This is a genomic window from Streptomyces sp. 184 (genome assembly GCF_045781775.1).
Lineage (GTDB): Bacteria > Actinomycetota > Actinomycetes > Streptomycetales > Streptomycetaceae > Streptomyces.
In genome coordinates, this window is record NZ_CP123230.1 from 5,516,408 (window position 1) to 5,537,469 (window position 21,062).

Below are 21,062 nucleotides of genomic sequence, written 5' to 3' on the forward strand. Positions count from 1 at the left end.
CTCGGTCGTGTCCTGTTCACGTTGCGTCCTCCCGTGGGGTGACGGGTGCGGGGCATCGTTTCGCGACGTACCTGACATGTGTGGCTGGTGTGCGGACGTGTGACGGGTGTGCAGGCGGGCGCGCGCCGCCGTCAGGACCGTAACCGCTTTCGTCCCTGCCGAAAAGGGCTTTGGCAGCAGGCGGAGTCAACTTCCGCCCGGTCGGGGACAAAGCCCAGTTGGGAGCGCACGCGGCGAGCGCCCGGCCTCGTACCGTACGGGCCGGGCGCTCGCCGTCCGGACTGCTTGGGGGCGCGCCGCGGGTGTGAGGCGGTGCTACCCGGCGATCCGGGAGCGGGCCTTGAAGGCCGCCTTGCGGGCGTCCTTGGCGACCTGGCGGTCCGGGTGGAGGCGGCCCATCGCCTCCAGCACCTCCGGGGTCGCCGGGTGGTCCACGCGCCAGGCGGCGGCGAAGAAGCCGCGGTGCATGCCCACCAGGTGCTCCACCAGCTCGCGCAGCTCCGGGGTGTCGTCCCGCAGCCCGCCCAACTGGGCGGCGACGGTGTCGACCGCCAGCCAGAAGACCATGTCCTCGGTCGGCTGCGGCACGCCGGGAACGCCGCGCTCGGTGAGCCAGACGCGCGCCAGACCGCCCAGTTCACGGTCGTGCAGGACGTCCCGTACCGCCGGCTCCGCCTCGGCGCCCGTGACGGCCAGGGCCTGCTGGCAGGCCAGCCGGCGGGCCGGGGCGCGGTCGTCGGTGCCGCGGGCGGCGTCGAGCAGGGCGGTGGCGGCCTCGGCGGGCTTGCGGTCCTCCAGCCACGCTTCCGCCTCCGTCTGGGCGACCGGGTCGGGCAGCCGGGGCAGGGCGTCGAGCAGGACGAAGGCGTCCTCGCCCGCCAGCTCGCCGACGAGCGGGGCCACCAGGCCCTCGGCGAGCATCCGCCGGCGCAGCGCGTACAGGCCGAGGGGGGTGAGGCGGACGACGCCGTAGCGGGAGACGTCCGCGTCGTCGGCGCCGTCGGCGGCATCGGCGCCGTCGTGCTCGTCCGCCGCCGGGGCCGTGCCGGCGGCTTCGAGCAGGATCTCCTCGGCCACCGGGTGGTACGCCACGACGCCGACCGGCTCCAGCATCCGGAACTGCTCGTCGAGCCGCAGCACCGCCTCGGAGACCTCCGCGAGCACCTCCTCGGTCGGCTCGTCCATGTCGTCCGGTACGACCAGGGAGGCCGCCAGCGCGGGCAGCGGGACGGCGCCGTCGGCGCCGGGGCCCTCCATGGCGGTGAGCAGGTAGAGGTTGCCGAGCGCGCCGTCGAGGAAGTCCGCGTCGGCCTCGGGGTCCCAGTCCAGCCGGTCGAGGTCCAGCTCCTCGCCCGCGGTGATCTGCTCCACCAGCGCGCTCATGTCCGGCAGCGCGGCGTCCGACAGCACGCACTCGCAGGCGGCGGCCCACAGCTCCAGCACGTCGGCGGGCGCGCCGGCGGTGACCAGCCGCAGGTCGGCGCTGGGTTCGGCGGTGCCCAGCGCCTCGTCGCCCTCCTCCGGCGCGGTGACGTCGACCAGGCCGACGTCCACGGCGATCCGCCACGCCTCGCCGGCGACCGCCCGCGCCTCGCCCTCCTCGTCGGCGCTCTCCTCCAGGCCCAGCTCCGCAGCGGCCTCGCGCACCTCGGCGTCGGGCAGCTCGCCGCCGGCGCCCACCCGCAGCCCCGGCCGGGCCCAGCGGGCCAGCCGGACGGCCCGCGCGAAGAGCGGCGCGGCCAGTGCGTCCCGGGCCAGCTCCGCCTCGGCGGGCAGCCGGACGGGCGGCAGGACGGTGCGGTCTGCGGTCATCGACAACTCCGAAGACTGGGGATCAATCGGACGCTGCCCAAGGGTAGCCCCCGCGGGGCCGCGGAACTGAAGACGCCGTTCCGGCGGGCCGCGCGTCCCGTGTTCACTTCGCGTTCCTTGACAACGCCCGTACGCGCGCACGAGATTGACGCGCGTAGACGTACGCCTTCTCCCCGCCCCGGCCGGTCCCTCCCCGTCACGGCCCTGTCCCGTCCCGGCTCTGCCCCTGGCCCTGGCCTCTGTCCCTGTCCCTATCCCGGAGGACACCATGCAACGTCGTGCCCACCCCGTCCCGTACGCCGTCGCCGCCGCGCTCGCCGCCGCACTGCTCGCCGCCCCCGCCGCCGGGGCCGCGGACGCCGGGGCGGGCGACGGGCGGATACGCATCCGCGACATCCAGGGCGACACCCGGATATCCCCGCTCGCCGGACAGCGGGTGACCGACGTGCCCGGCACCGTCACCGCCGTCCGCGCCTTCGGCTCCGCCCGCGGCTTCTGGATCCAGGACCCCCGGCCCGACGCGGACGCCGCCACCGGCGAGGGCGTCTTCGTCTTCACCGGCTCCACGACCCCCGATGTCGAGCCCGGCGACGCGGTGACGGTCTCCGGCGCCGTCACCGAGTACTACCCGGGCGGCAAGGACGCCGGCCTCCAGTCCGTCACCGAGCTGACCGGCGCCACCTGGACCGCCGTCTCCTCCGGCAACCCGCTGCCCGCCGCCTACGTGCTGCGCGACGCCACCGTCCCCGGCCGGTTCGCCCCCGACGCGGGCGGCGGCAGCATCGAGGACCTGCGGCTGCGGCCCGGCTCGTACGCGCTCGACCGCTACGAGTCGCTGGAGGGCATGCGGGTCGCGGTGCGCGACGCCCGGGTCGTCGGGCCCACCACCTCGTTCAACGAGCTGTGGGTGACCGCCGAGCCCGCCCGCAACCGCACCGCCCGCGGCGGCGCGCTGTACGCCGGCTACCGCGACCCCAACGGCGGCCGGCTCAAGGTCGCCTCCCTGCTCCCGTTCGCCGAGCGCCCCTTCCCCGTCCTGGACGTCGGCGACCGCCTCGGCGGCACCACCGAAGGCCCCCTGGACTACGACCAGTTCGGCGGCTACGAGCTTCAGGCCACCGCCCTCGGCACCGAGCGGCAGACCGGGCCCGGCCGCGAGTCGACCCGCCCGCAGCGCGCCGCGGAGCTGGCGGTGGCCACGTACAACGTGGAGAACCTCTCCGCCCGCGACGGCGCCGCGAAGTTCGACCGGCTGGCCGCCGCCCTCGTGGACGGCCTGGCCTCCCCCGACATCGTCGCCCTCCAGGAGGTCCAGGACGACAACGGCGCCACCGACGACGCCGTGACGAGCGCGGACGCCACCCTGCGCAAGCTGACCGACGCCATCGCCGCCGCCGGCGGGCCCGCGTACGAGTGGCGCCAGATCGACCCGGTGGACGACGCCGACGGCGGCCAGCCGGGCGGCAACATCCGGGTCGCGTTCCTCTACAACCCCGCGCGGGTGTCCTTCACCGACCGCCCCGGCGGGGATGCCACGACCCCCGTCGAGGTCACCGCCGACGGCGGCACCCCGGCGCTGTCCGCCTCCCCGGGCCGTATCGCCCCCGGCGACGCGGCCTGGAACGACAGCCGCAAGCCGCTCGCCGGCGAGTTCACCTTCCGCGGGCGCACGGTCTTCGTCGTCGCCAACCACTTCAGCTCCAAGGGCGGCGACCAGGGGCTCGACAGCCGCTACCAGCCGCCGGCCCGCGGCTCGGAGGCGCAGCGGACCGAACAGGCCGCGGCGGTCAACGAGTTCGTACGGGACGTGCTCGCCGTGGACCGCAGGGCGGGCGTCGTCGTCGCCGGCGACATCAACGACTTCCCCTTCTCCCCCGCCGTGGCGCGGCTGACCTCGGGGCGCGCGCTCGTCGACCTGGTGAACGGGCTGCCGCGAGACGAGCGCTACGGCTACGTCTTCAACGGCAACTCACAGGTGCTGGACCACATCCTGACCAGCCCGGCGCTCGCCGACCGGGCGGGCTACGACATCGTGCACCTCAACGCCGAGTACGCCGACCAGGCCAGCGACCACGACCCCTCGGTGGCCAGGCTCAGGCCCTGACCGGCGGCGGGCCGGGCGCCGGCGCCCGGCCGGGCACCGGCTCGTCGTCGCCGACGAGGTGGCGGGCGAGGAGCGTCGCGCCCGCCACCGCGCCCGGCATCACCACCACCGCGGCCAGCGGCACCAGGAACAGCAGCGCGATCGGCACGCCGAAGCCGAGCGCGAGCATCTTGCGCCGGCGCAGCAGCGCCAGCCGCCCGCGCACGTCGATCCCCCGGCGCTGGAGGGCGAAGGACGTCAGCTCGACGGTGAGGAAGAAGCCGGCGACGGCGAAGCCGAGCGCGGGCACGACCGTCTGGCCGAGGAACGGGACGAAGCCCAGGAAGAACAGCGGCACGGTGAACAGCAGCGCCCGCGACAGCACATGGACGCTCTCCTTCAGCGACCGCCACAGGCCGGGCAGCAGCGGCTCGTCCGGGCCGGGCGGGCAGTAGCCCGCGGACTCCTCGACGCGCCCGGAGAGCGCCTCGTAGAACGGGTCCCCGATCAGCAGCGCGACGGCCGTGAACGTGAGCAGCGCGAACCCGATGCCGCCGAGCAGCAGCAGCGCCATGAACAGCCCGCGCAGCAGCCCCTGCCAGGGCGAGTCCCAGTCGTCGGCGAAGGGGGTGGCCCACACGGCGATGTCGTCGGCCCAGTAGGCGAGGGCGACGAGGGCGGCGGCGTAGAGCACGAGCGCGATGAGCGCGGGCACGAGGCCGAGGGCCCAGGACCGCCCGTGCCCCGCGGCCCAGCGCAGCCCCTTGCCGACGTAGCCGAATCCGGTGGTGAAGTCACGCATGCCCGCCACCCTATGGGGTCGCGGGCATGCGTGGCGGCTCGGCCGCGGACGGGCTCGGCGCGGGTCCGGCGCCGGGCTCGGCGCCCGGGTCAGCGCTCGGTGAACTCGGGCTCCCAGCGGCCGGCGTCGGCACCGTTGCCGCCGCGGTTGCCGGACAGCGGGATCACCTTGTCGCCGTCGAGGTCGATGAGCACGAGCCGGTTCCTGTACTCGTTCTTCTGGCAGACCCCGGGGTCGCAGCCCCAGGCGATCAGCCGCTCGTCGTCGGCCCAGGCGAGGAGCTGCTGCCCCGGCACCGTGGTGACGCGCTTGCCGGTCCGGGCGTCCAGCACCTCGGAGGAGATCTCGTCGCCCTCGCCGGCGAACTCGCCGCCGACCAGCCGCCCGTCGGGCGACAGCCCGGCCTCCGCGTACGAGACGTGCTTCTCCTGCGCCGGCGGGTCGCTCTGCCCGCCGTCGAGGTCGTAGTACTTGCGCCCGGGCTCGTACGGCCAGTGCTCCCACAGGAGTTCGCCGTCGCTGTTCCAGTTCAGGTCCTCGCGGCCGTTCATGCCCGTCACCCGGTTGTCGGGGTCGTCGCTGTACGGCAGCTCGGTGTAGGCGGCGTCGCCGGAGTCCACGTCGACGACGTAGAAGCCGGTGCGGCTGCGCTTGGCGCCGGGCAGCTTGTCCTCGTTCAGCCAGTACGAGGCGTCCTTGAAGCGGCGGTCGGGGTTGTGCGAGTAGGCGGTGGCCACGAGCCGTTCGCCGTCCGGCGAGAACTCCACCGAGCCCACGCCCTCGCCGTCGACCGGAATCCACCGCTCCACCTCGCCGGTGGCCAGGTCCAGCAGGCCGATGCGGTCGGCGGGCAGATCCTTTTCGAGGACGGCCGCGGTACGCATGCCGGGGGCGACGTCGACCCAGGACCAGTCGGTCTCCTCGTACCGCCCGGTGTCCGGGTCGTACAGGCGCCACTTGCGGCCCTCGATGGCGTCGCCGCCGGGCAGCTTCTCGGTCTCGCGGGTGTGCCACGTGGACAGGGCCATGTCGCCGGCGGCGATCAGCCCCTGCGGCGGCGACTCCCCCGGCCGCCCGACCACGTCCTGCCGCGGGCCCGTGGCCGGCCCGCCCTCGCCCGAACCGGGGACGGCCAGCGGCACGGCGACGGCCACCGCGACGACCGCGGCCACGGCCGCCACGGCGCCGGTGATCCCCCTCGCCCGGCGCCGGCGCCGGGTCCGCAGCGCCCGCCCCGCCAGCCCGGGGTCGGGATACGCGTCCGACTCCGCCATCTGGTGCAGCGACCGGCGCACCAACTCCTCGACCTTCACGGCTGTACCTCCGTCAACTGCTCTTCGCGTACGGGTTCCGGGGTGTCGAGCGGGTCGAGGGCCAGGGAGGCCAGCTCCGGGGACATGGCGCGCAGCTTGTCCAGCGACCGCCGGGTGGTGCTGCGCACGGTGCCGACGGTGCAGCCGAGGAGCGCGGCGACCTCGGCCTCCGGCAGGTCCTCGTAGTAGCGCAGCACGAGCATCGTGCGCTGCCTGGTGGTCAGCCGGCGCAGCGCCCGCGCCATCACGATCCGCAGCTCCGCGTCGTGCACGGGGTCGCCGCCGGCCGCCGGCCTGCCAGGTTCCGGCGGCTCGGCGACGACCTGCTCACGGGACCGCCAGCGCAGCCGCCAGCGGCTGATCTGCTGGCGGTACAGCACCTGGCGGACGTACGCCTCCGGCTCGTCGATCCGGTGCCACCGCCCCGCCGCCTTGATCAGCGCGTTCTGGAGGAGGTCCTCCGCGGCGCCGCGGTCACCCCCGCTCAGCAGCAGCGCGGTCCTGAACAGCACACCGGACCTGGACTCCACGAACTCGTGGAAACCGGCCTCGCTCGCCGCGTCCATCTCCCCTTGCCCCTCCCTCGTCCCGGGTCACCCTGCCCCTCTAGACGCCTCCCGCCCACCGCCGCTATGCCTCCGCTTTGCGTCGGACACGAAAAGCCCGCCGCGCACGGCGGCTTGCCGTGCGCGGCGGGCGTGCGCGGGGTGCGGCGGGCGCGGCTCCGGAGGTACGAACCGGGCCCCCCGCGTCAGTCGTTGGCGTGCAGCGCGGCGTTCAGCCCGCCCCACGAGCCGGAGCGCTGGCGGGCCTCGACCGCGCCGGTGGTGGAGTTGCGCAGGAACAGCAGGTTGCTCGCGCCGGACAGCTCGCGGGCCTTGACCACGGCGCCGTCCGGCAGCGCGACCTTGGTGCCGGCGGTCACGTACAGGCCGGCCTCGACGATGCAGTCGTCGCCGAGCGAGATGCCGATGCCGGCCTGGGCGCCCAGCAGGCAGCGCTCGCCGAGGGAGATGACGTCCTTGCCGCCGCCGGAGAGCGTGCCCATGATCGACGCGCCGCCGCCGACGTCCGAGCCGTCGCCGACGACGACGCCCGCGGAGATCCGGCCCTCGACCATCGACGTGCCGAGGGTGCCGGCGTTGAAGTTGACGAAGCCCTCGTGCATGACCGTGGTGCCGGAGGCGAGGTGCGCGCCCAGGCGGACGCGGTCGGCGTCGCCGATGCGGACGCCGGAGGGCAGCACGTAGTCGACCATGCGCGGGAACTTGTCGAGGTGGGTGACCTGGAGGTGCTGTCCCGCGGCGCGTACGGCGAGCCGCACCTCCTCGATCCGGTCGGCGGGCACGGGGCCGTGGGAGGTCCAGGCGACGTTCGCCAGCAGGCCGAAGACGCCGTCGAGGTTCTGGCCGTGCGGGCGGACCAGCCGGTGGCTGAGCAGGTGCAGCCGCAGGTACACGTCGTGGGCGTCGGCCGGCTTCTCCTGGAGCGAGGAGATCACCGTGCGCACCGCGACGACCTCCACCCCGCGCCGCGGGTCGGGGCCCAGCGCCGCCCGCACGTGCTCCCCGAGCAGCCCGGCCGCACGCTCGGCGGTCAGCCGCTCGGTGCCCGCGGGACCGGGGTCGTCGGCGAGCGCGGGGGCGGGGAACCAGGTGTCGAGGACGGTGCCGTCGGGGGTGACGGTCGCCAGGCCGGTGGCGGCGGCGCCGGTGGGGAGGGTGGTGGAGGTCGCTGCGTCGGTCATACCCGAACGCTAACCGCCGCCCGGCACGGGAGGCGAACCGGTCCGCATGGCGACACACGCCAGCGCCCGTCCGGCGCGGGCCGCGGGGACCGGGGGGGGCGGCGGCCCGGTCGCCCCGGGCCGCCGCCCCCTGCCCCGTACGGCCCCCTTTTCCCGCTCCGTACGCCTCCGGGCCCTCAGGGCCGTTCGCCGTCCTCTTCCACCAGCGCGGTGTCGATGACCGCCGTGCTGATCACGACGTCGCCCGCCTCTGCCTTCGGCCCGTACCTCGACGACTCCGTGTCCTCGATGGCGACGTACCGGTTGCCCAGGTAGTCGTACGTCTCGGGGTCGATCAGGAACTCGTCACGGAACGGGCCGGTGTCGTTGGGCACGTCGGCGTGGAGGTAGAACGCCAGCGCCGAGCGGCCCGCCGCGTCCTCCACGGTGGTGTCCACCACGGACACCCCCGGGATCGTGGCCATCGCCGCGTAGACGCGGGACTGCCCGACGGGGTGCGCCGGCGCCGACTTGGCCAGTTGGCCGAGCGCCGCGAAGTTCCAGGAGGCCAGCGCCTCGTCGCTGCGCCCGGCGCCGGGATTCTCGGAGGTGGGGCGCTCGCCGCTCTCGGGGTAGAACCAGCGGGCCTTCTGGAGCACCGCGTCGGTGTCCTCGGGCAGGTCGGCCAGGTACTCGAAGCGCTCCCGCGGCGAGTGGTCGTCGCCCTCGTGCCAGTTCTCGAACTCCGAGTCGGCGTATTGGTACCACTCCTCCATCGGGTCCCGGTTCTCGTCGGCCGCGTTGCCGGCCTCCAGGTCGAGATCCCGCACGTACACCCAGCTCCCCTCCCGCGGCTCCGGCACCGGCTCCTCCGCCATCGAGACGGCGGCCTGCCGCAGCAGCTCCGGCGCGCTCTGCTCCACCGGCGTCCCCGGCAACGCCATCGTCGCCTGCCCGTCGCCCCCCGCCGCCGGCGAACCCCCGCCGCCGAGCGGGGCGCCGCCCAGGTTCGTCGCCAGCAGTGCCACCGCCGTGACGCCGACCGCCACCGCGCCCGACACCACGCGCCAGTCGCCCAGCACCGGCAGCCGCCGGCGCTTGCGGCCCGCGGCGTCGAGCAGCCGGCGGCGGCCGGGGGCGAGCCGGGCGCGGTCGGGGGCCGGCGCGTCCTGGCGCCACTCGCGCAGCTTCGACATCTCATCCATGGGTTGCCGCCTCCGTTGCGTCGTAGATGGAGTGGGGATCGGGCCCGACGGCCGCGCGCACCTTGCGCCGGGCCCGGCTGAGCCGGGAGCGCACGGTGCCGATGGGAATGTCCATGGCCTCGGCGACCTCCGCGTAGCTGAGGTCGGCCCAGGCGACGAGCAGCAGCACATGCCGGTCGCCGGCCGGCAGCTTGGCGAGCGCGCCCGCGAGCGGGGCATGCGCGGCCTCGGCGGCGAGCCGGTCGTCGGCCTCGTCCACCCAGGAGTGGGCCACCGGGTCGACGCCGGTACGGGCCAGGGCCCGCAGCGCGCGCACCTCGGAGCGGCGGTGCCGGCCGATGAGGTTGGCGGCGATCCCGTAGAGCCAGGGCCGGGCGCTGGTGCGGCCGGAGTCGAACCGCGCCCGGGCGCGGAAGGCGGCCAGGAAGGTGTCGGCGGTGATGTCGTCCGCCGCGCCGGTGCCGAGCCGGCGGGTCACGTAGCGGTGTATGGCGGGGGCGTACCGGTCGTACAACTCCGCGAACGCCTCGGGCCGGTCCAGCGACTCCTCGATCACGGCGGCGTCTCCGTCGACGAGCGGCGAGACGTCCTGCGGTGGTTCCACAAATCTCTCCGTGATGTCATGCGGCGGGTCGGTCACTGGGCGGTCCCCGATCGGAAAAAGGTGCGAGCGCGGTGCTGTCACCTCTTGTTGCCCGATAGCCCCGAACGCGTTCTCACCGGTTTTTCCGGCCGGTCTGCCCGGCGGTGGCCCCGGGGCCGCAGACGCGACAAGGCCCGCCCCGGGCGGACCGGGGCGGGCCTTGCGAGGGTTTCGGACCCGTCAGACGTTGAAGCCCAGCGCGCGCAGTTGCTCGCGCCCCTCGTCGGTGATCTTGTCGGGGCCCCACGGGGGCATCCAGACCCAGTTGATCTTCAGGTCGTTGACGAGGCCCTCTGTCGCCGCCTTCGCCTGGTCCTCGATCACGTCGGTCAGCGGACAGGCCGCCGAGGTCAGCGTCATGTCCAGGGTGGCGATGTTGCCCTCGTCGACGTGGATGCCGTAGATGAGGCCGAGGTTGACGACGTCGATGCCCAGCTCGGGGTCGACCACGTCGTACAGCGCCTCGCGGATCTCGTCCTCTTCGGCCGGCTTGGTGCCGGCGTCGGTCGTGCCGGTGTCGGTCATGCTGCGGCCTCCTTGAGCGCCTGGGCCGTGGCGTCTTTCCACGCCATCCAGGACAGCAGGGCGCACTTCACGCGCGCCGGGTACTTCGAGACGCCGGCGAACGCGACCGCGTCCTCCAGCATCTCCTCCATGGCGTCGTCCGGCTCGATCCTCCCACGCGACTGCATCAGCTCCAGGAACCGCTCCTGGATCCGCTGCGCCTCGGACAGCTCCTTGCCGACCAGCAGCTCGTTGAGCACGGAGGCGCTGGCCTGGCTGATGGAGCAGCCCTGGCCCTCGTACGAGACGTCCTCGACGGTCCGCCCGTCGAGCTTCACCCGCAGCGTGATCTCGTCGCCGCAGGTCGGGTTGACGTGGTGTACCTCGGCGTCACCCTCCCGCAAGCCCCGCCCGTGCGGGTGCTTGTAGTGGTCCAGGATGACGTCCTGGTACATCGAATCGAGCTTCACGCTGTTCCCACGCCCTTCAGCCGAAGAAGTTCCGGACGTACTCCAGGCCGTCGATCAGCGCGTCGACCTCGCCCGGGGTGGAGTACAGATAGAACGACGCCCGCGTGGTCGCAGGAATTCCGTACCGCAGGCAGACCGGCCGCGCGCAGTGGTGGCCGACCCGGACCGCGATGCCCTGCTCGTCGAGCACCTGGCCGACGTCGTGCGGGTGGATGTCGCCGAGCGTGAAGGAGATCGCGGCGCCGCGCTCCTCCGCCGACGTCGGACCGATGATCCGCAGGTCCGGCACTTCCTGGAGCCGCCCGAGCGCGTACTCGGTGATGGCCCGCTCGTGCGCCTCGATGTGCTCCATGCCGATACCCGCGAGGTAGTCCACCGCGGCGCCGAGGCCGACGGCCTGGGCGATCGGCGGCGTACCGGCCTCGAACTTGTGCGGCGCCGGGGCGTACGTCGAGGAGTGCATGGAGACGGTCTCGATCATCTCCCCGCCGCCGAGGAACGGCGGCAGGTCGTCCAGCAGCCCCTTGCGGCCCCAGAGCACCCCGATGCCGGTGGGACCGACCATCTTGTGCCCGGTGAAGGCGACGAAGTCGGCCTGGAGCGCCTGCACGTCCAGCGGCATGTGCGGGGCGGCCTGGGAGGCGTCGACGACGACGAGCGCGCCGACCTCCTGGGCGCGGCGGACGATGGCCTCGACGGGGTTGTGCGTACCGAGGATGTTGGAGACCAGCACGAAGGAGACGACCTTCGTCTTCTCCGTGATGACCTCCTCCAGGTCGCTCAGGTCGAGGCGGCCGTCGTCGGTGAGGCCGAACCACTTCAGCTTCGCGCCGGTGCGCTCTGCGAGGAGCTGCCACGGGACGATGTTGGAGTGGTGCTCCATCTCCGTGATGACGATCTCGGTGTCGCGGTCCACGCGGTACGGCTCGTCGGCGAAGCCGAGCATGTTGGCCACGAGGTTCAGCGACTCGGAGGCGTTCTTGGTGAAGACGACCTCGTCCCGGCTGGGCGCGTTGACGAAGGCGGCGACCTTGTCGCGGGCGCCCTCGTAGAGCGCCGTGGCCTCCTCGGCGAGGACGTGAACGCCGCGGTGCACGTTGGCGTTGTGCCGCTCGTAGTACGCGTTCAGCGCGTCGAGCACCTGGCGCGGCTTCTGCGAGGTCGCCGCGTTGTCCAGGTACACGACCTTCTTCCCGTCGTGGACCGTGCGGTCCAGGATCGGGAAGTCCTTGCGGATCGCCTCGGTGTCGAGGAGGCCCGGCAGTCGGGTCACGCGACCTCCTCCCGCTGGTTCGCTCCGCCCACGGGGCCGCCCTTGACATACGCGGCGTAGCCCTCTTCCTCCAGCTTGTCCGCCAGCTCCGGGCCGCCGGACTCGGCGATCCGGCCGCCCGCGAAGACGTGCACGTGGTCGGGCTTGATGTAGCGCAGGATGCGGGTGTAGTGGGTGATCAGCAGGGTGCCGACCCCGCCGCTCTCGTGGACCCGGTTGACGCCCTCGGAGACGATGCGCAGCGCGTCGACGTCCAGGCCCGAGTCGGTCTCGTCGAGGATCGCGATCTTCGGCCTGAGCAGTTCGAGCTGGAGGATCTCGTGGCGCTTCTTCTCACCGCCGGAGAAGCCCTCGTTGACGTTGCGCTCGGCGAAGGCGGGGTCGATGTTCAGCCGCTGCATCGCCTCCTTGACCTCCTTGACCCAGGTGCGGAGCTTGGGGGCCTCGCCGCGGATCGCGGTGGCGGCGGTGCGCAGGAAGTTGGAGACGGTGACGCCGGGGACCTCGACCGGGTACTGCATGGCGAGGAAGAGGCCGGCGCGGGCGCGCTCGTCGACGCTCATCTCCAGTACGTCCTCGCCGTCGATGGTGACGGTCCCGGACGTGATCTGGTACTTGGGGTGGCCGGCTACGGAGTACGCGAGGGTGGACTTGCCGGAGCCGTTGGGGCCCATGATGGCGTGAGTCTCGCCCTGCTTCACGGTCAGGTCGACGCCCTTGAGGATCTCCTTCGTGGCGTTGTCGGCCTCGACGGAGACGTGCAGGTCGCGGATTTCAAGCGTTGCCATGGTGCCTTCAGGACTCCTGGGTGAGGGAGACGAGCACGTCGTCTCCTTCGATCTTGACGGGGTACACGGGGACGGGGCGCGTCGCTGGCAGCCCGGAGGGCTTGCCGGTACGCAGGTCGAAGGTGGAGCCGTGCAGCCAGCACTCGATCTGGCAGTCCTCCACCTCGCCTTCGGAGAGCGAGACGTTCGCGTGCGAGCAGATGTCGTAGATCGCGAACACCTCGTCGCCGGTCAGCACGACCGACACCGGCGTGCCGCCGAGCTCCACCCGCTTGGGGAGGTCTTCCTCAAGCTCGCTCAGCGCGCAGGCGCGGACGTATGTCGCGTTGGTCGTGTCGGTCATGCTCTCTCACTCGTGGACGTGGTCGTGCGCTCGCTCATGCCACGGACGCCTCCAGCTCGGCTTCGATCTTCTCGATCAGCCGCCGCTCGACGTCCTCGATGCCGATCTGCTGCACCAGCTCGGCGAAGAAGCCGCGGACGACCAGCCTGCGGGCCTCGTCGGCAGGGATGCCGCGGGCCATCAGGTAGAAGAGCTGCTCGTCCTCGAAGCGGCCGGTGGCCGACGCGTGGCCCGCGCCGACGATCTCGCCGGTCTCGATCTCCAGGTTGGGCACCGAGTCGACGCGGGCGCCGTCGGTGAGCACCAGGTTGCGGTTCAGCTCGTAGGTGTCGGTGCCCTCGGCCCGCTTGCGGATCAGCACGTCGCCGATCCACACGGCGTGCGCGTCGGTGCCCTGGAGCGCGCCCTTGTACGCCACGTTGCTGCGGCAGTGCGGCGCGTCGTGGTCGACGAACAGGCGGTGCTCCTGGTGCTGGCCGGCGTCGGTGAAGTACAGCCCGTACAGCTCGGCCTCGGCGCCCGGGCCCGCGTAGTGCGCCCGCGGGTGCAGCCGTACCAGGTCGCCGCCGAAGGTGACGATCACGGACTTGAAGCTGGCGTCCCGGCCGATGAGCGCGGACTGCTGGGCGACGTGGACTGCCCCGTCGGCCCAGTCCTGCACGGAGACGACGGTGAGCTTGGCACCGTCGCCGAGCACGTACTCGGTGTTCTCGGCGAGCACCGCGTCGCCGGTGTGGTCGATGACGACGACGGCCTCGGCGAAGGCGCCCAGCTCGATGAGCTGGTGCCCGTACGAGACGCCGCCCTCGCCGTGCACCGAGATCCGGACGGGCTCGGCGAGCTGCGTGTCCTTCGGCACGGTCACGACCGTGGCCTTCTCGAACGAGGAGTACGCCTGGGCGGCGATCCGGTCCACCGGCGTGCCGGCCCGGCCCAGCCGCGCGTCGTCACGGCCGACGGTCTCGACGGTGACGCCGTCGGGCGCGGTGATGGCCACCTTGGGCTCACCGGTGGCGGCGGCGCTGCCGTCGTGCAGGCCACGGGTCCGCTCCAGCGGGGTGAAGCGCCACTCCTCCTCCCGGCCGTGCGGGACCGGGAAGTCGGCCACGTCGAAGGACGGCGGCGCGCTCATCCTGGTGGCGACGGTGGACTCGGCGGCCACCGCGATGCTTCCGGCGGCGGTGGAGCCGGCCGGGATCTTCTGGGCGTCGGCCATGACTGTTCTCGTACTCGCTTTCTCGGGAATCGTCTCGCGGGCTGTCCGGCGAACCGCGGGCGGCTAGCCGACCGCGCCTTCCATCTGGAGCTCGATCAGCCGGTTGAGCTCCAGCGCGTACTCCATCGGCAGTTCCTTGGCGATCGGCTCGACGAAGCCGCGGACGATCATCGCCATCGCCTCGTCCTCGGACAGGCCGCGCTGCATCAGGTAGAAGAGCTGGTCGTCGCTGACCTTGGAGACGGTCGCCTCGTGGCCCATCGTCACGTCGTCCTCGCGGACGTCGACGTACGGGTAGGTGTCCGAGCGGGAGATCGTGTCGACCAGCAGGGCGTCGCAGAGCACGTTGGACTTCGAGTTCTCCGCGCCCTCGCCGATCTCGATCAGCCCGCGGTACGAGGTCCGCCCGCCGCCCCGCGCCACCGACTTGGAGACGATGTTGGAGGAGGTGTTGGGCGCCATGTGCACCATCTTGGCGCCGGCGTCCTGGTGCTGGCCCTCGCCGGCGAAGGCGACGGACAGCGTCTCGCCCTTGGCGTGCTCGCCCATCAGGTAGATCGCCGGGTACTTCATGGTGACCTTGGAGCCGATGTTGCCGTCGACCCACTCCATGGTCGCGCCCTCGTAGGCCACCGCGCGCTTGGTGACCAGGTTGTACACGTTGTTCGACCAGTTCTGGATCGTGGTGTACCGGCAGCGGGCGTTCTTCTTCACGATGATCTCGACGACCGCGGAGTGCAGCGAGTCCGACTGGTAGATCGGCGCGGTGCAGCCCTCGACGTAGTGCACGTACGCACCCTCGTCGACGATGATCAGCGTTCGCTCGAACTGGCCCATGTTCTCGGTGTTGATGCGGAAGTACGCCTGGAGCGGGATCTCGACGTGCACGCCCTTGGGGACGTAGATGAACGAGCCGCCGGACCACACCGCGGTGTTGAGGGAGGCGAACTTGTTGTCACCGGGCGGGATGACCGTGCCGTAGTACTCCTTGAACAGCTCCGGGTGCTCCTTGAGCGCGGTGTCGGTGTCCAGGAAGATGACGCCCTGCTCCTCCAGGTCCTCGCGGATCTGGTGGTAGACGACCTCGGACTCGTACTGCGCGGCGACGCCGGCGACCAGGCGCTGCTTCTCCGCCTCGGGGATGCCGAGCTTGTCGTAGGTGTTCTTGATGTCCTCCGGCAGGTCCTCCCAGGACTGGGCCTGCTTCTCGGTGGACCGGACGAAGTACTTGATGTTGTCGAAGTCGATGCCGGAGAGGTCGGAGCCCCAGGTGGGCATGGGCTTCTTGCCGAACAGCCGCAGACCCTTCAGCCGGGTCTTCAGCATCCAGTCGGGCTCGGACTTCTTGCCGGAGATGTCCCGGACGACGGCCTCGGACAGGCCGCGCTTCGCGGCCGAGCCGGCCGCGTCGGAGTCGGCCCAGCCGTACTCGTAGCGTCCCAGTCCTTCGAGCTCGGGATGCTCCGAGGGTGCGGTCTCGATGGGCGCAGTCATGCGGGGTTCCTCCCGGATGTCGGTGGCTGCCTGCGAGCGTGGTGCTCGCGGTTTTCGGGGACGAACGTCGTACACACCCCGTCGCCGTGGGCGATGGTGGCCAGACGCTGCACATGGGTGCCGAGCAAGCGGGAGAAGACCTCGGTCTCCGCCTCGCAGAGCTGCGGGTATTGCTCGGCGGTGTGCGCCACCGGGCAGTGGTGCTGGCAGAGCTGCTCGCCGGGGGCGCCGGGCGCGCTGCGCGCGGTGGCAGCGTACCCGTCCTCGGAGAGCAGCCGGGCGAGAGCCTCGACCCGGCTCTCGGGAGGCACGCCGGCCAGCTCCGCGGCGTACCGCTCGGCCTGCTCGGCGACCCGGTCACGGGCGAAGGCGGCGACGGCCGCCTCGCCCCGCACGCCGCCGCCCGCGCTCTGGGCGATCCAGCGCAGTGCGTCGGCGGCGAGCTGGTCGTACGCCTGGTCGAAGGCGTCCCGGCCGCAGTCGGTCAGGGCGAAGACCTTGGCCGGGCGCCCGCGGCCACGGGCCCCGTAGACCCGCTGGTCGCGGGGTTCCACGATGCCCTCGGCGACGAGCGCGTCGAGGTGCCGCCGGACGGCGGCGGGGGTGAGTTCGAGCCGGTGGGCCAGGTCGGCGGCGGTCGACGGGCCGTGGTCGAGGATGGAGCGGGCCACGCGGTTGCGCGTCCCGTCACCGGGCATGGCGACACCGGCGGCCGGCCCGGCCGCCTGGTCCTTCGCCGTGCTCCCATCCGGGTCCACGTTTTTCACAACGCCATTGTTGCTTAATTCGGCGGGGCGCGACAAGCCGGGCCGCGATCACCGTGTGGTGGAATGCATCACTTAGGGTTACCTAAGTTCCGTACGGGCGCCGGCCACCCCCTGGCGTGAACCCTCCCGGGGCGGCGCGGGCCGGGCCCGCGGGCTCTTTAGACTCGCACTCATGCAACAGCCCTCCAGCGACGCGGCCGTCGAGGTGACCGGCCTCGTCAAGCGGTACGGCGAGAAGACCGCCGTGGCCGGGCTCGGCCTCACCGCCGCCCGCGGCGACGTCACCGCCGTCCTCGGCCCCAACGGCGCGGGCAAGACGACCACCGTCGAGATCTGCGAGGGCTACCGCCGGCCGGACGCCGGCACCGTGCGCGTCCTCGGCCGCGACCCCGTCGCCGACGGCGCCGAGCTGCGGCCCCGGGTCGGCGTGATGCTCCAGTCCGGCGGCGTCTACCCCGCCGCCCGGGCCGAGGAGATGCTGCGGCACGTCGCCCGGCTGCACGCCCACCCCCTCGATGTCGTCGCCCTGATCGAGCGGCTCGGCCTCGGCTCCTGCGGCCGCACGCCCTACCGCCGGCTCTCCGGCGGCCAGCAGCAGCGGCTCGCGCTGGCCATGGCCGTCGTCGGCCGCCCCGAGCTGGTCTTCCTCGACGAGCCGACCGCCGGCCTCGACCCGCAGGCCCGCCGCGCCACCTGGGAGCTGATCCGCGAGCTGCGCGCCGACGGGGTCTCCGTGATGCTCACCACACACCACATGGACGAGGCCGAGCAGCTCTCCGACCGGGTCGCGATCATCGACGGCGGCCGGCTGCTGGTCGACGGCACCCCGGAGGAGCTGTGCCGCGGCGGCGCGGAGAACACCATGCGCTTCACCGGCCGCCCCGGACTCGACCTCGGCTCGCTTCTCAAGGCGCTGCCGCCGGAGACCGCGGCGCTGGAGCTGGCCCCCGGCTCGTACCGGATAAGCGGCGAGATCAACCCGGAGCTGCTGGCCACGGTCACCACCTGGTGCGCGCAGAACGGGGTGCTGCCGGAGCAGATGACGGTGGAGCGGCGCACGCTGGAGGACGTCTTCTTGGAGCTGACGGGAAAGGACCTGCGCGGATGAGCGCTCGGCAGGCGGGGACGGGCGTCTACGCGCCGCGTCCGGGGGCGGCGCCGCTGCGCCGCATGGTCGCCGCGCAGGCCGGCCTCGAAACCCGGCTACTCCTGCGCAACGGCGAGCAGTTGCTCCTGACCATCGTCATCCCGGCGGTGCTGCTGCTCCTCTTCAGCACGGTAGACGTCGTCGACACCGGCCCCGGCCGGCGCGTCGACTTCCTCGCCCCCGGCGCCATGGCGCTCGCCGTCCTGGCCACCGCCTTCACCGGCCAGGCCATCGGCACCGGCTTCGACCGCCGCTACGGCGTACTGAAGCGGCTCGGCGCCTCGCCGCTGCCGCGTGCCGGGCTGATGGCGGCGAAGGCCGCCGCGGTGCTGGCCACGATCGCGCTGCAACTGGTGCTGCTGACCGCGATCGCACTGGCGCTCGGCTGGTCGCCTCGCGGCGGGGCGGTCGGTGCGCTGGCCGTGGTGCTGCTCGTCGCGGCGGGCACGGCCGCGTTCTCCGGCCTCGGGCTGCTGATGGCGGGCACCCTGCGGGCGGAGGCGACGCTGGCGGCGGCGAACCTGGTCTTCGTGCTGCTGCTGGTGGCGGGCGGCGTGATCGTGCCGCTGGAGAGGTTCCCCGACGGCGCGCGTGCCGTGCTCGAAGTGCTGCCGGTGGCTGCGCTGTCGGACGGGCTGCGGGACGTCCTCCAGCACGGCGGCGGCATGCCGTGGGGCGACCTGGGGCTGCTGGCCGGCTGGGCGGTGCTGGGGCTCGCCGCCGCGGCGCGGTTCTTCCGCTGGGAGTGACCCGCCGCCGAGCAGGGCTTACGGGCGCACGGGAACGTTCCCCTCCCCCCTCGTGAAACCGGGCACAAGGGGCGTCATACGATAGGCGCCGTGCTGAACCCCCTCGCTCTCGTCGCCGAGCGCTGGACCCCGACGCAGAAGACGGTCCAGCGCGCGACGTTCTCCGCACTGCTGATGAGCATCCTCATCGTCGTCACCGGGGGCGCCGTCCGGCTGACCGGCTCCGGGCTCGGCTGCGACACGTGGCCCAAGTGCTCCGACGACAGCCTCCTGGCCACGTCCGAGATGGGCGTGCACGGCGCCATCGAGTTCGGCAACCGGCTGCTCGCGTACGTGCTGTGCGCGGCCGTCGGCTGGGCCATCGTCGCCGCCCGCGCCACCAAGCCGTGGCGCCGCGAGCTGACCCGGCTGGGCTGGGTGCAGTTCTGGGTGGTCGTGGGCAACGCCATCCTCGGCGGCGCCGCGGTGCTCACCGAGCTGAACCCGTACACGGTCGCCGCCCACTTCCTGCTCGCCACCGGGCTGATCACGATCACGTACCTCACCTGGCACCGCGCCCGCGAGGGCGACGGCGGGCCCGACCTGCTCGTCGGGGCCGTGGTGCGCCGGCTGACCCGGGCGCTGGTGGCGGTGTCCGTCGTGCTGCTGGCCGCCGGCACCGTCGTGACCGGCACCGGGCCGCACGCGGGCGACTCCAGCGACGTGCCCCGGATGGGGTGGATCAGTTGGGAGCACGCGGCGAAGGTGCACTCGTTCACGGCGTGGGCGGTGGTCGCCCTGACGATCGCGATCTGGGTGACGCTGAAGCTCGTCGACGGCCCGCCGGGGCCGCTCTCCCGCACCCGGGACCTGTTCCTGGTGCTGATGTCGCAGGCCGGCCTCGGCTACGCGCAGTACCTCACGGACGTGCCCGAATACCTGGTCATCATCCACCTGCTCGGTTCGACGCTGGTGTGGATCGCGGTGCTGCGGGTCGTGGTCTCGCTGCGGCACCGGCCGGGGACCGCCCCCGTGGAGGTGCCGCCTCCGGCGGTCAGCGCGGAGGCGCAGCCGGTGGGGTCCCGGGCTCCGTAGCGCACCGCGCCCGGTGCGCCCGCCGTCGCGGCCGGCGCACCGGGCTCAGCCGCTCTTGGCGTCCTTCACGTCGTTCGCGTCGGTTCCGCCGTCCGCGGACTCTTCGCCGCCGCCCTCGGGGCTCCCGGCGGCCGTGTCCGCACCGGACTCCGCGCGGTCGTCCTCCTCGGCCGCCGGCTCCCCGGCAGCCCTCTCGGGCTCCGGCTCCGGTTCGGGCTCCTGCCGTGCGGCGCCCGGGTTCGCCGGGCCGCCGAGCTGGATTCCGGCCATCCGCGTCCACTCGTACGCCCCGGTCCGTACCCCCGCGGCCAGCTCGCCGTCGAAGCTCTCCCGGAGCGTGACCCCCGCGGCCTCCGCCGCCGCCGCCGCGGTCTGCGTGCTCGGCGCCACCAGGTCGCCCCACGTCCCGTCCGCTCCGACCAGCACCAGCCGGGCGCCCGGTTCACCGAGGTACGCGACCTGCCCCCGCGCGCCGCCGTGGCGGCCGGCGAAGGACTCGATCTGCCGGGTGAGCTTGCGGGTCCTGCGGTCGTCGTCGCTCATGGAGCAGATGCTACCCGCCGGTAAATCAGCGCAGGAAGGGATCCACGGCCACCGCGATGAACAGCAGCGACACATAGGTGATGGACCAGTGGAAGAGGCGCATCTCCTTGAGCTTCGCACCCACGGCACCGGTCTTCGCCCGCCGCAGCAGCCCGTGCGCCTCGCGCAGCCACACCGCGCCGAGCACCGCGGCCACCGCCGGGTAGAACCAGCCGGTGTAGCCCAGCGGCCACAGCAGCATCGAGACGGCGACCATCACCCAGCTATAGGCGACGATCTGCCGCGCGACGACCCTGTTCGACGCCACCACCGGCAGCATCGGCACCTTGACCCGCGCGTAGTCGTCCTTGACCTTCATCGACAGCGGCCAGTAGTGCGGCGGCGTCCAGAAGAACATCACCAGGAAGAGGATCAGCGAGGCCCAGGAGACGGAGTTGGTCACCGCGGACCAGCCGATGGCCACCGGCATGCAGCCGGCGATGCCGCCCCAGACGATGTTCTGCGAGGTGCGCCGCTTCAGCAGCATCGTGTAGACCACGACGTAGAAGAGGTTCGCGCCCAGCGCGAGCGCCGCGGACAGCGGGTTGACGAGCGTGGCGAACCACACCGTGGACACCACCGTCAGCGCGAGGCCGAAGGCCAGCCCCTCGCCGGGCCGCACCATGCCGGTCACCAGCGGGCGCTGTTCCGTGCGGTGCATCAGCGCGTCGATGTCCCGGTCCAGGTACATGTTCAGCGCGTTGGCGCCGCCGGCCGAGAGGTAGCCGCCGATGCAGGTGACGAGCACCAGCCACAGGTCGGGCACGCCCTCCGCGGCCAGGAACATCACCGGAACGGTGGTGATGAGCAGCAACTCGATGATGCGCGGCTTGGTCAGCGCCACGAACGCCATGACCCGGGCACCGGTCGGCCGGTGCGCAGTGCCCTGCCCGAGTACCCCCGCGGGTCGGGATTCGACGGCCGTCACGGACACCTCTGCTCGCGGTCAAGGGATTTCTGTACGTCGTCACTGTAGACGCTGCGTATCGGCCCCCGGCGCGGGGGGTGCCCCGTGTTGGGACGCACCCGACCGGCCCCCGCGCCGGCGCCCGGATGCCGTCCGGCGGGCGC

The 21,062-nt window shown here is 72.9% G+C and carries 21 protein-coding genes; 4 read left to right on the forward strand and 17 right to left on the reverse strand.

Annotated features, from left to right (window positions below; genetic code table 11):
- Nucleotides 1–315: 315 nt before the first annotated feature.
- Nucleotides 316–1,812 carry a hypothetical protein gene (locus QBL21_RS23375; RefSeq protein ID WP_407564175.1) on the reverse strand — a complete coding sequence of 499 codons (1,497 nt, stop codon included), beginning with the start codon at nucleotides 1,810–1,812 and terminating at the stop codon, nucleotides 316–318.
- A gap of 268 nt (nucleotides 1,813–2,080) precedes the next feature.
- On the opposite strand from QBL21_RS23375, the gene QBL21_RS23380 reads away from it, so the two are divergent.
- Nucleotides 2,081–3,916, forward strand: coding sequence for an endonuclease/exonuclease/phosphatase family protein (locus QBL21_RS23380; RefSeq protein ID WP_407564176.1), 1,836 nt, complete (start codon nucleotides 2,081–2,083; stop codon nucleotides 3,914–3,916).
- Here QBL21_RS23380 and QBL21_RS23385 read toward each other — a convergent pair.
- From QBL21_RS23385 to QBL21_RS23450, 14 genes are all read right to left on the reverse strand, one after another.
- Nucleotides 3,906–4,697 (reverse strand): EI24 domain-containing protein, encoded by a 792-nt coding sequence (locus QBL21_RS23385; protein ID WP_407564177.1) that lies wholly within the window; start codon nucleotides 4,695–4,697, stop codon nucleotides 3,906–3,908. The genes QBL21_RS23380 and QBL21_RS23385 overlap by 11 nt on opposite strands.
- A gap of 89 nt (nucleotides 4,698–4,786) precedes the next feature.
- Nucleotides 4,787–6,010: a hypothetical protein gene (locus QBL21_RS23390; protein WP_407564178.1), complete on the reverse strand. Its 1,224-nt coding sequence runs from the start codon at nucleotides 6,008–6,010 to the stop codon at nucleotides 4,787–4,789.
- A complete protein-coding gene (locus QBL21_RS23395; RefSeq protein WP_407564179.1) occupies nucleotides 6,007–6,576 on the reverse strand; it encodes a SigE family RNA polymerase sigma factor in 570 nt (189 codons plus the stop codon). The genes QBL21_RS23390 and QBL21_RS23395 overlap by 4 nt, the downstream gene beginning before the upstream one ends.
- 185 nt (nucleotides 6,577–6,761) lie before the next feature.
- On the reverse strand, nucleotides 6,762–7,757 hold the full coding sequence (dapD, locus tag QBL21_RS23400) for a 2,3,4,5-tetrahydropyridine-2,6-dicarboxylate N-succinyltransferase (RefSeq protein ID WP_407564180.1): 996 nt from the start codon (nucleotides 7,755–7,757) through the stop codon (nucleotides 6,762–6,764).
- A gap of 176 nt (nucleotides 7,758–7,933) precedes the next feature.
- A complete protein-coding gene (locus QBL21_RS23405) occupies nucleotides 7,934–8,941 on the reverse strand; it encodes a CU044_5270 family protein (protein ID WP_407564181.1) in 1,008 nt (335 codons plus the stop codon).
- A complete protein-coding gene (locus tag QBL21_RS23410; protein ID WP_407564182.1) occupies nucleotides 8,934–9,545 on the reverse strand; it encodes an RNA polymerase sigma factor in 612 nt (203 codons plus the stop codon). The genes QBL21_RS23405 and QBL21_RS23410 overlap by 8 nt, the downstream gene beginning before the upstream one ends.
- A gap of 219 nt (nucleotides 9,546–9,764) precedes the next feature.
- Entirely contained in the window at nucleotides 9,765–10,109 is a 345-nt protein-coding gene (locus QBL21_RS23415; RefSeq protein WP_407564183.1) for a metal-sulfur cluster assembly factor, read from the reverse strand.
- The gene (sufU, locus tag QBL21_RS23420) at nucleotides 10,106–10,558 is read right to left on the reverse strand and encodes a Fe-S cluster assembly sulfur transfer protein SufU (protein ID WP_407564184.1); all 453 of its coding nucleotides are present in this window, start codon (nucleotides 10,556–10,558) and stop codon (nucleotides 10,106–10,108) included. Before sufU ends, QBL21_RS23415 begins: the two co-directional genes overlap by 4 nt.
- Nucleotides 10,559–10,574: 16 nt before the next feature.
- Nucleotides 10,575–11,831 carry a cysteine desulfurase gene (locus QBL21_RS23425; RefSeq protein ID WP_407564185.1) on the reverse strand — a complete coding sequence of 419 codons (1,257 nt, stop codon included), beginning with the start codon at nucleotides 11,829–11,831 and terminating at the stop codon, nucleotides 10,575–10,577.
- Nucleotides 11,828–12,619, reverse strand: coding sequence for a Fe-S cluster assembly ATPase SufC (sufC, locus tag QBL21_RS23430; protein WP_407564186.1), 792 nt, complete (start codon nucleotides 12,617–12,619; stop codon nucleotides 11,828–11,830). The genes QBL21_RS23425 and sufC overlap by 4 nt, the downstream gene beginning before the upstream one ends.
- A gap of 7 nt (nucleotides 12,620–12,626) precedes the next feature.
- On the reverse strand, nucleotides 12,627–12,962 hold the full coding sequence (locus QBL21_RS23435) for a non-heme iron oxygenase ferredoxin subunit (RefSeq protein WP_407564187.1): 336 nt from the start codon (nucleotides 12,960–12,962) through the stop codon (nucleotides 12,627–12,629).
- Nucleotides 12,963–12,996: 34 nt separating this feature from the next.
- Entirely contained in the window at nucleotides 12,997–14,178 is a 1,182-nt protein-coding gene (sufD, locus tag QBL21_RS23440; RefSeq protein WP_407564188.1) for a Fe-S cluster assembly protein SufD, read from the reverse strand.
- Nucleotides 14,179–14,241: 63 nt separating this feature from the next.
- Nucleotides 14,242–15,672: a Fe-S cluster assembly protein SufB gene (gene sufB / locus QBL21_RS23445; protein ID WP_407564189.1), complete on the reverse strand. Its 1,431-nt coding sequence runs from the start codon at nucleotides 15,670–15,672 to the stop codon at nucleotides 14,242–14,244.
- Nucleotides 15,669–16,370 (reverse strand): helix-turn-helix transcriptional regulator, encoded by a 702-nt coding sequence (locus tag QBL21_RS23450; protein WP_407566529.1) that lies wholly within the window; start codon nucleotides 16,368–16,370, stop codon nucleotides 15,669–15,671. Before QBL21_RS23450 ends, sufB begins: the two co-directional genes overlap by 4 nt.
- 241 nt (nucleotides 16,371–16,611) lie before the next feature.
- On the opposite strand from QBL21_RS23450, the gene QBL21_RS23455 reads away from it, so the two are divergent.
- The 3 genes from QBL21_RS23455 to QBL21_RS23465 all read left to right on the forward strand — a co-directional run bounded on the left by QBL21_RS23455 (nucleotide 16,612) and on the right by QBL21_RS23465 (nucleotide 19,409).
- On the forward strand, nucleotides 16,612–17,547 hold the full coding sequence (locus tag QBL21_RS23455) for an ABC transporter ATP-binding protein (protein WP_407564190.1): 936 nt from the start codon (nucleotides 16,612–16,614) through the stop codon (nucleotides 17,545–17,547).
- Entirely contained in the window at nucleotides 17,544–18,335 is a 792-nt protein-coding gene (locus QBL21_RS23460; protein WP_407564191.1) for an ABC transporter permease, read from the forward strand. Before QBL21_RS23455 ends, QBL21_RS23460 begins: the two co-directional genes overlap by 4 nt.
- 90 nt (nucleotides 18,336–18,425) lie before the next feature.
- The gene (locus QBL21_RS23465) at nucleotides 18,426–19,409 is read left to right on the forward strand and encodes a COX15/CtaA family protein (protein WP_407564192.1); all 984 of its coding nucleotides are present in this window, start codon (nucleotides 18,426–18,428) and stop codon (nucleotides 19,407–19,409) included.
- A 45-nt stretch (nucleotides 19,410–19,454) separates the two neighbouring features.
- Here the strand turns inward: QBL21_RS23465 and QBL21_RS23470 are convergent, their stop codons facing one another.
- Nucleotides 19,455–19,952 carry a hypothetical protein gene (locus QBL21_RS23470; RefSeq protein WP_407564193.1) on the reverse strand — a complete coding sequence of 166 codons (498 nt, stop codon included), beginning with the start codon at nucleotides 19,950–19,952 and terminating at the stop codon, nucleotides 19,455–19,457.
- Between the two features lie 25 nt (nucleotides 19,953–19,977).
- Nucleotides 19,978–20,919, reverse strand: a complete 942-nt coding sequence (locus tag QBL21_RS23475) for a heme o synthase (protein ID WP_407564194.1) — start codon at nucleotides 20,917–20,919, stop codon at nucleotides 19,978–19,980.
- Between the last annotated feature and the right edge of the window lie 143 nt (nucleotides 20,920–21,062).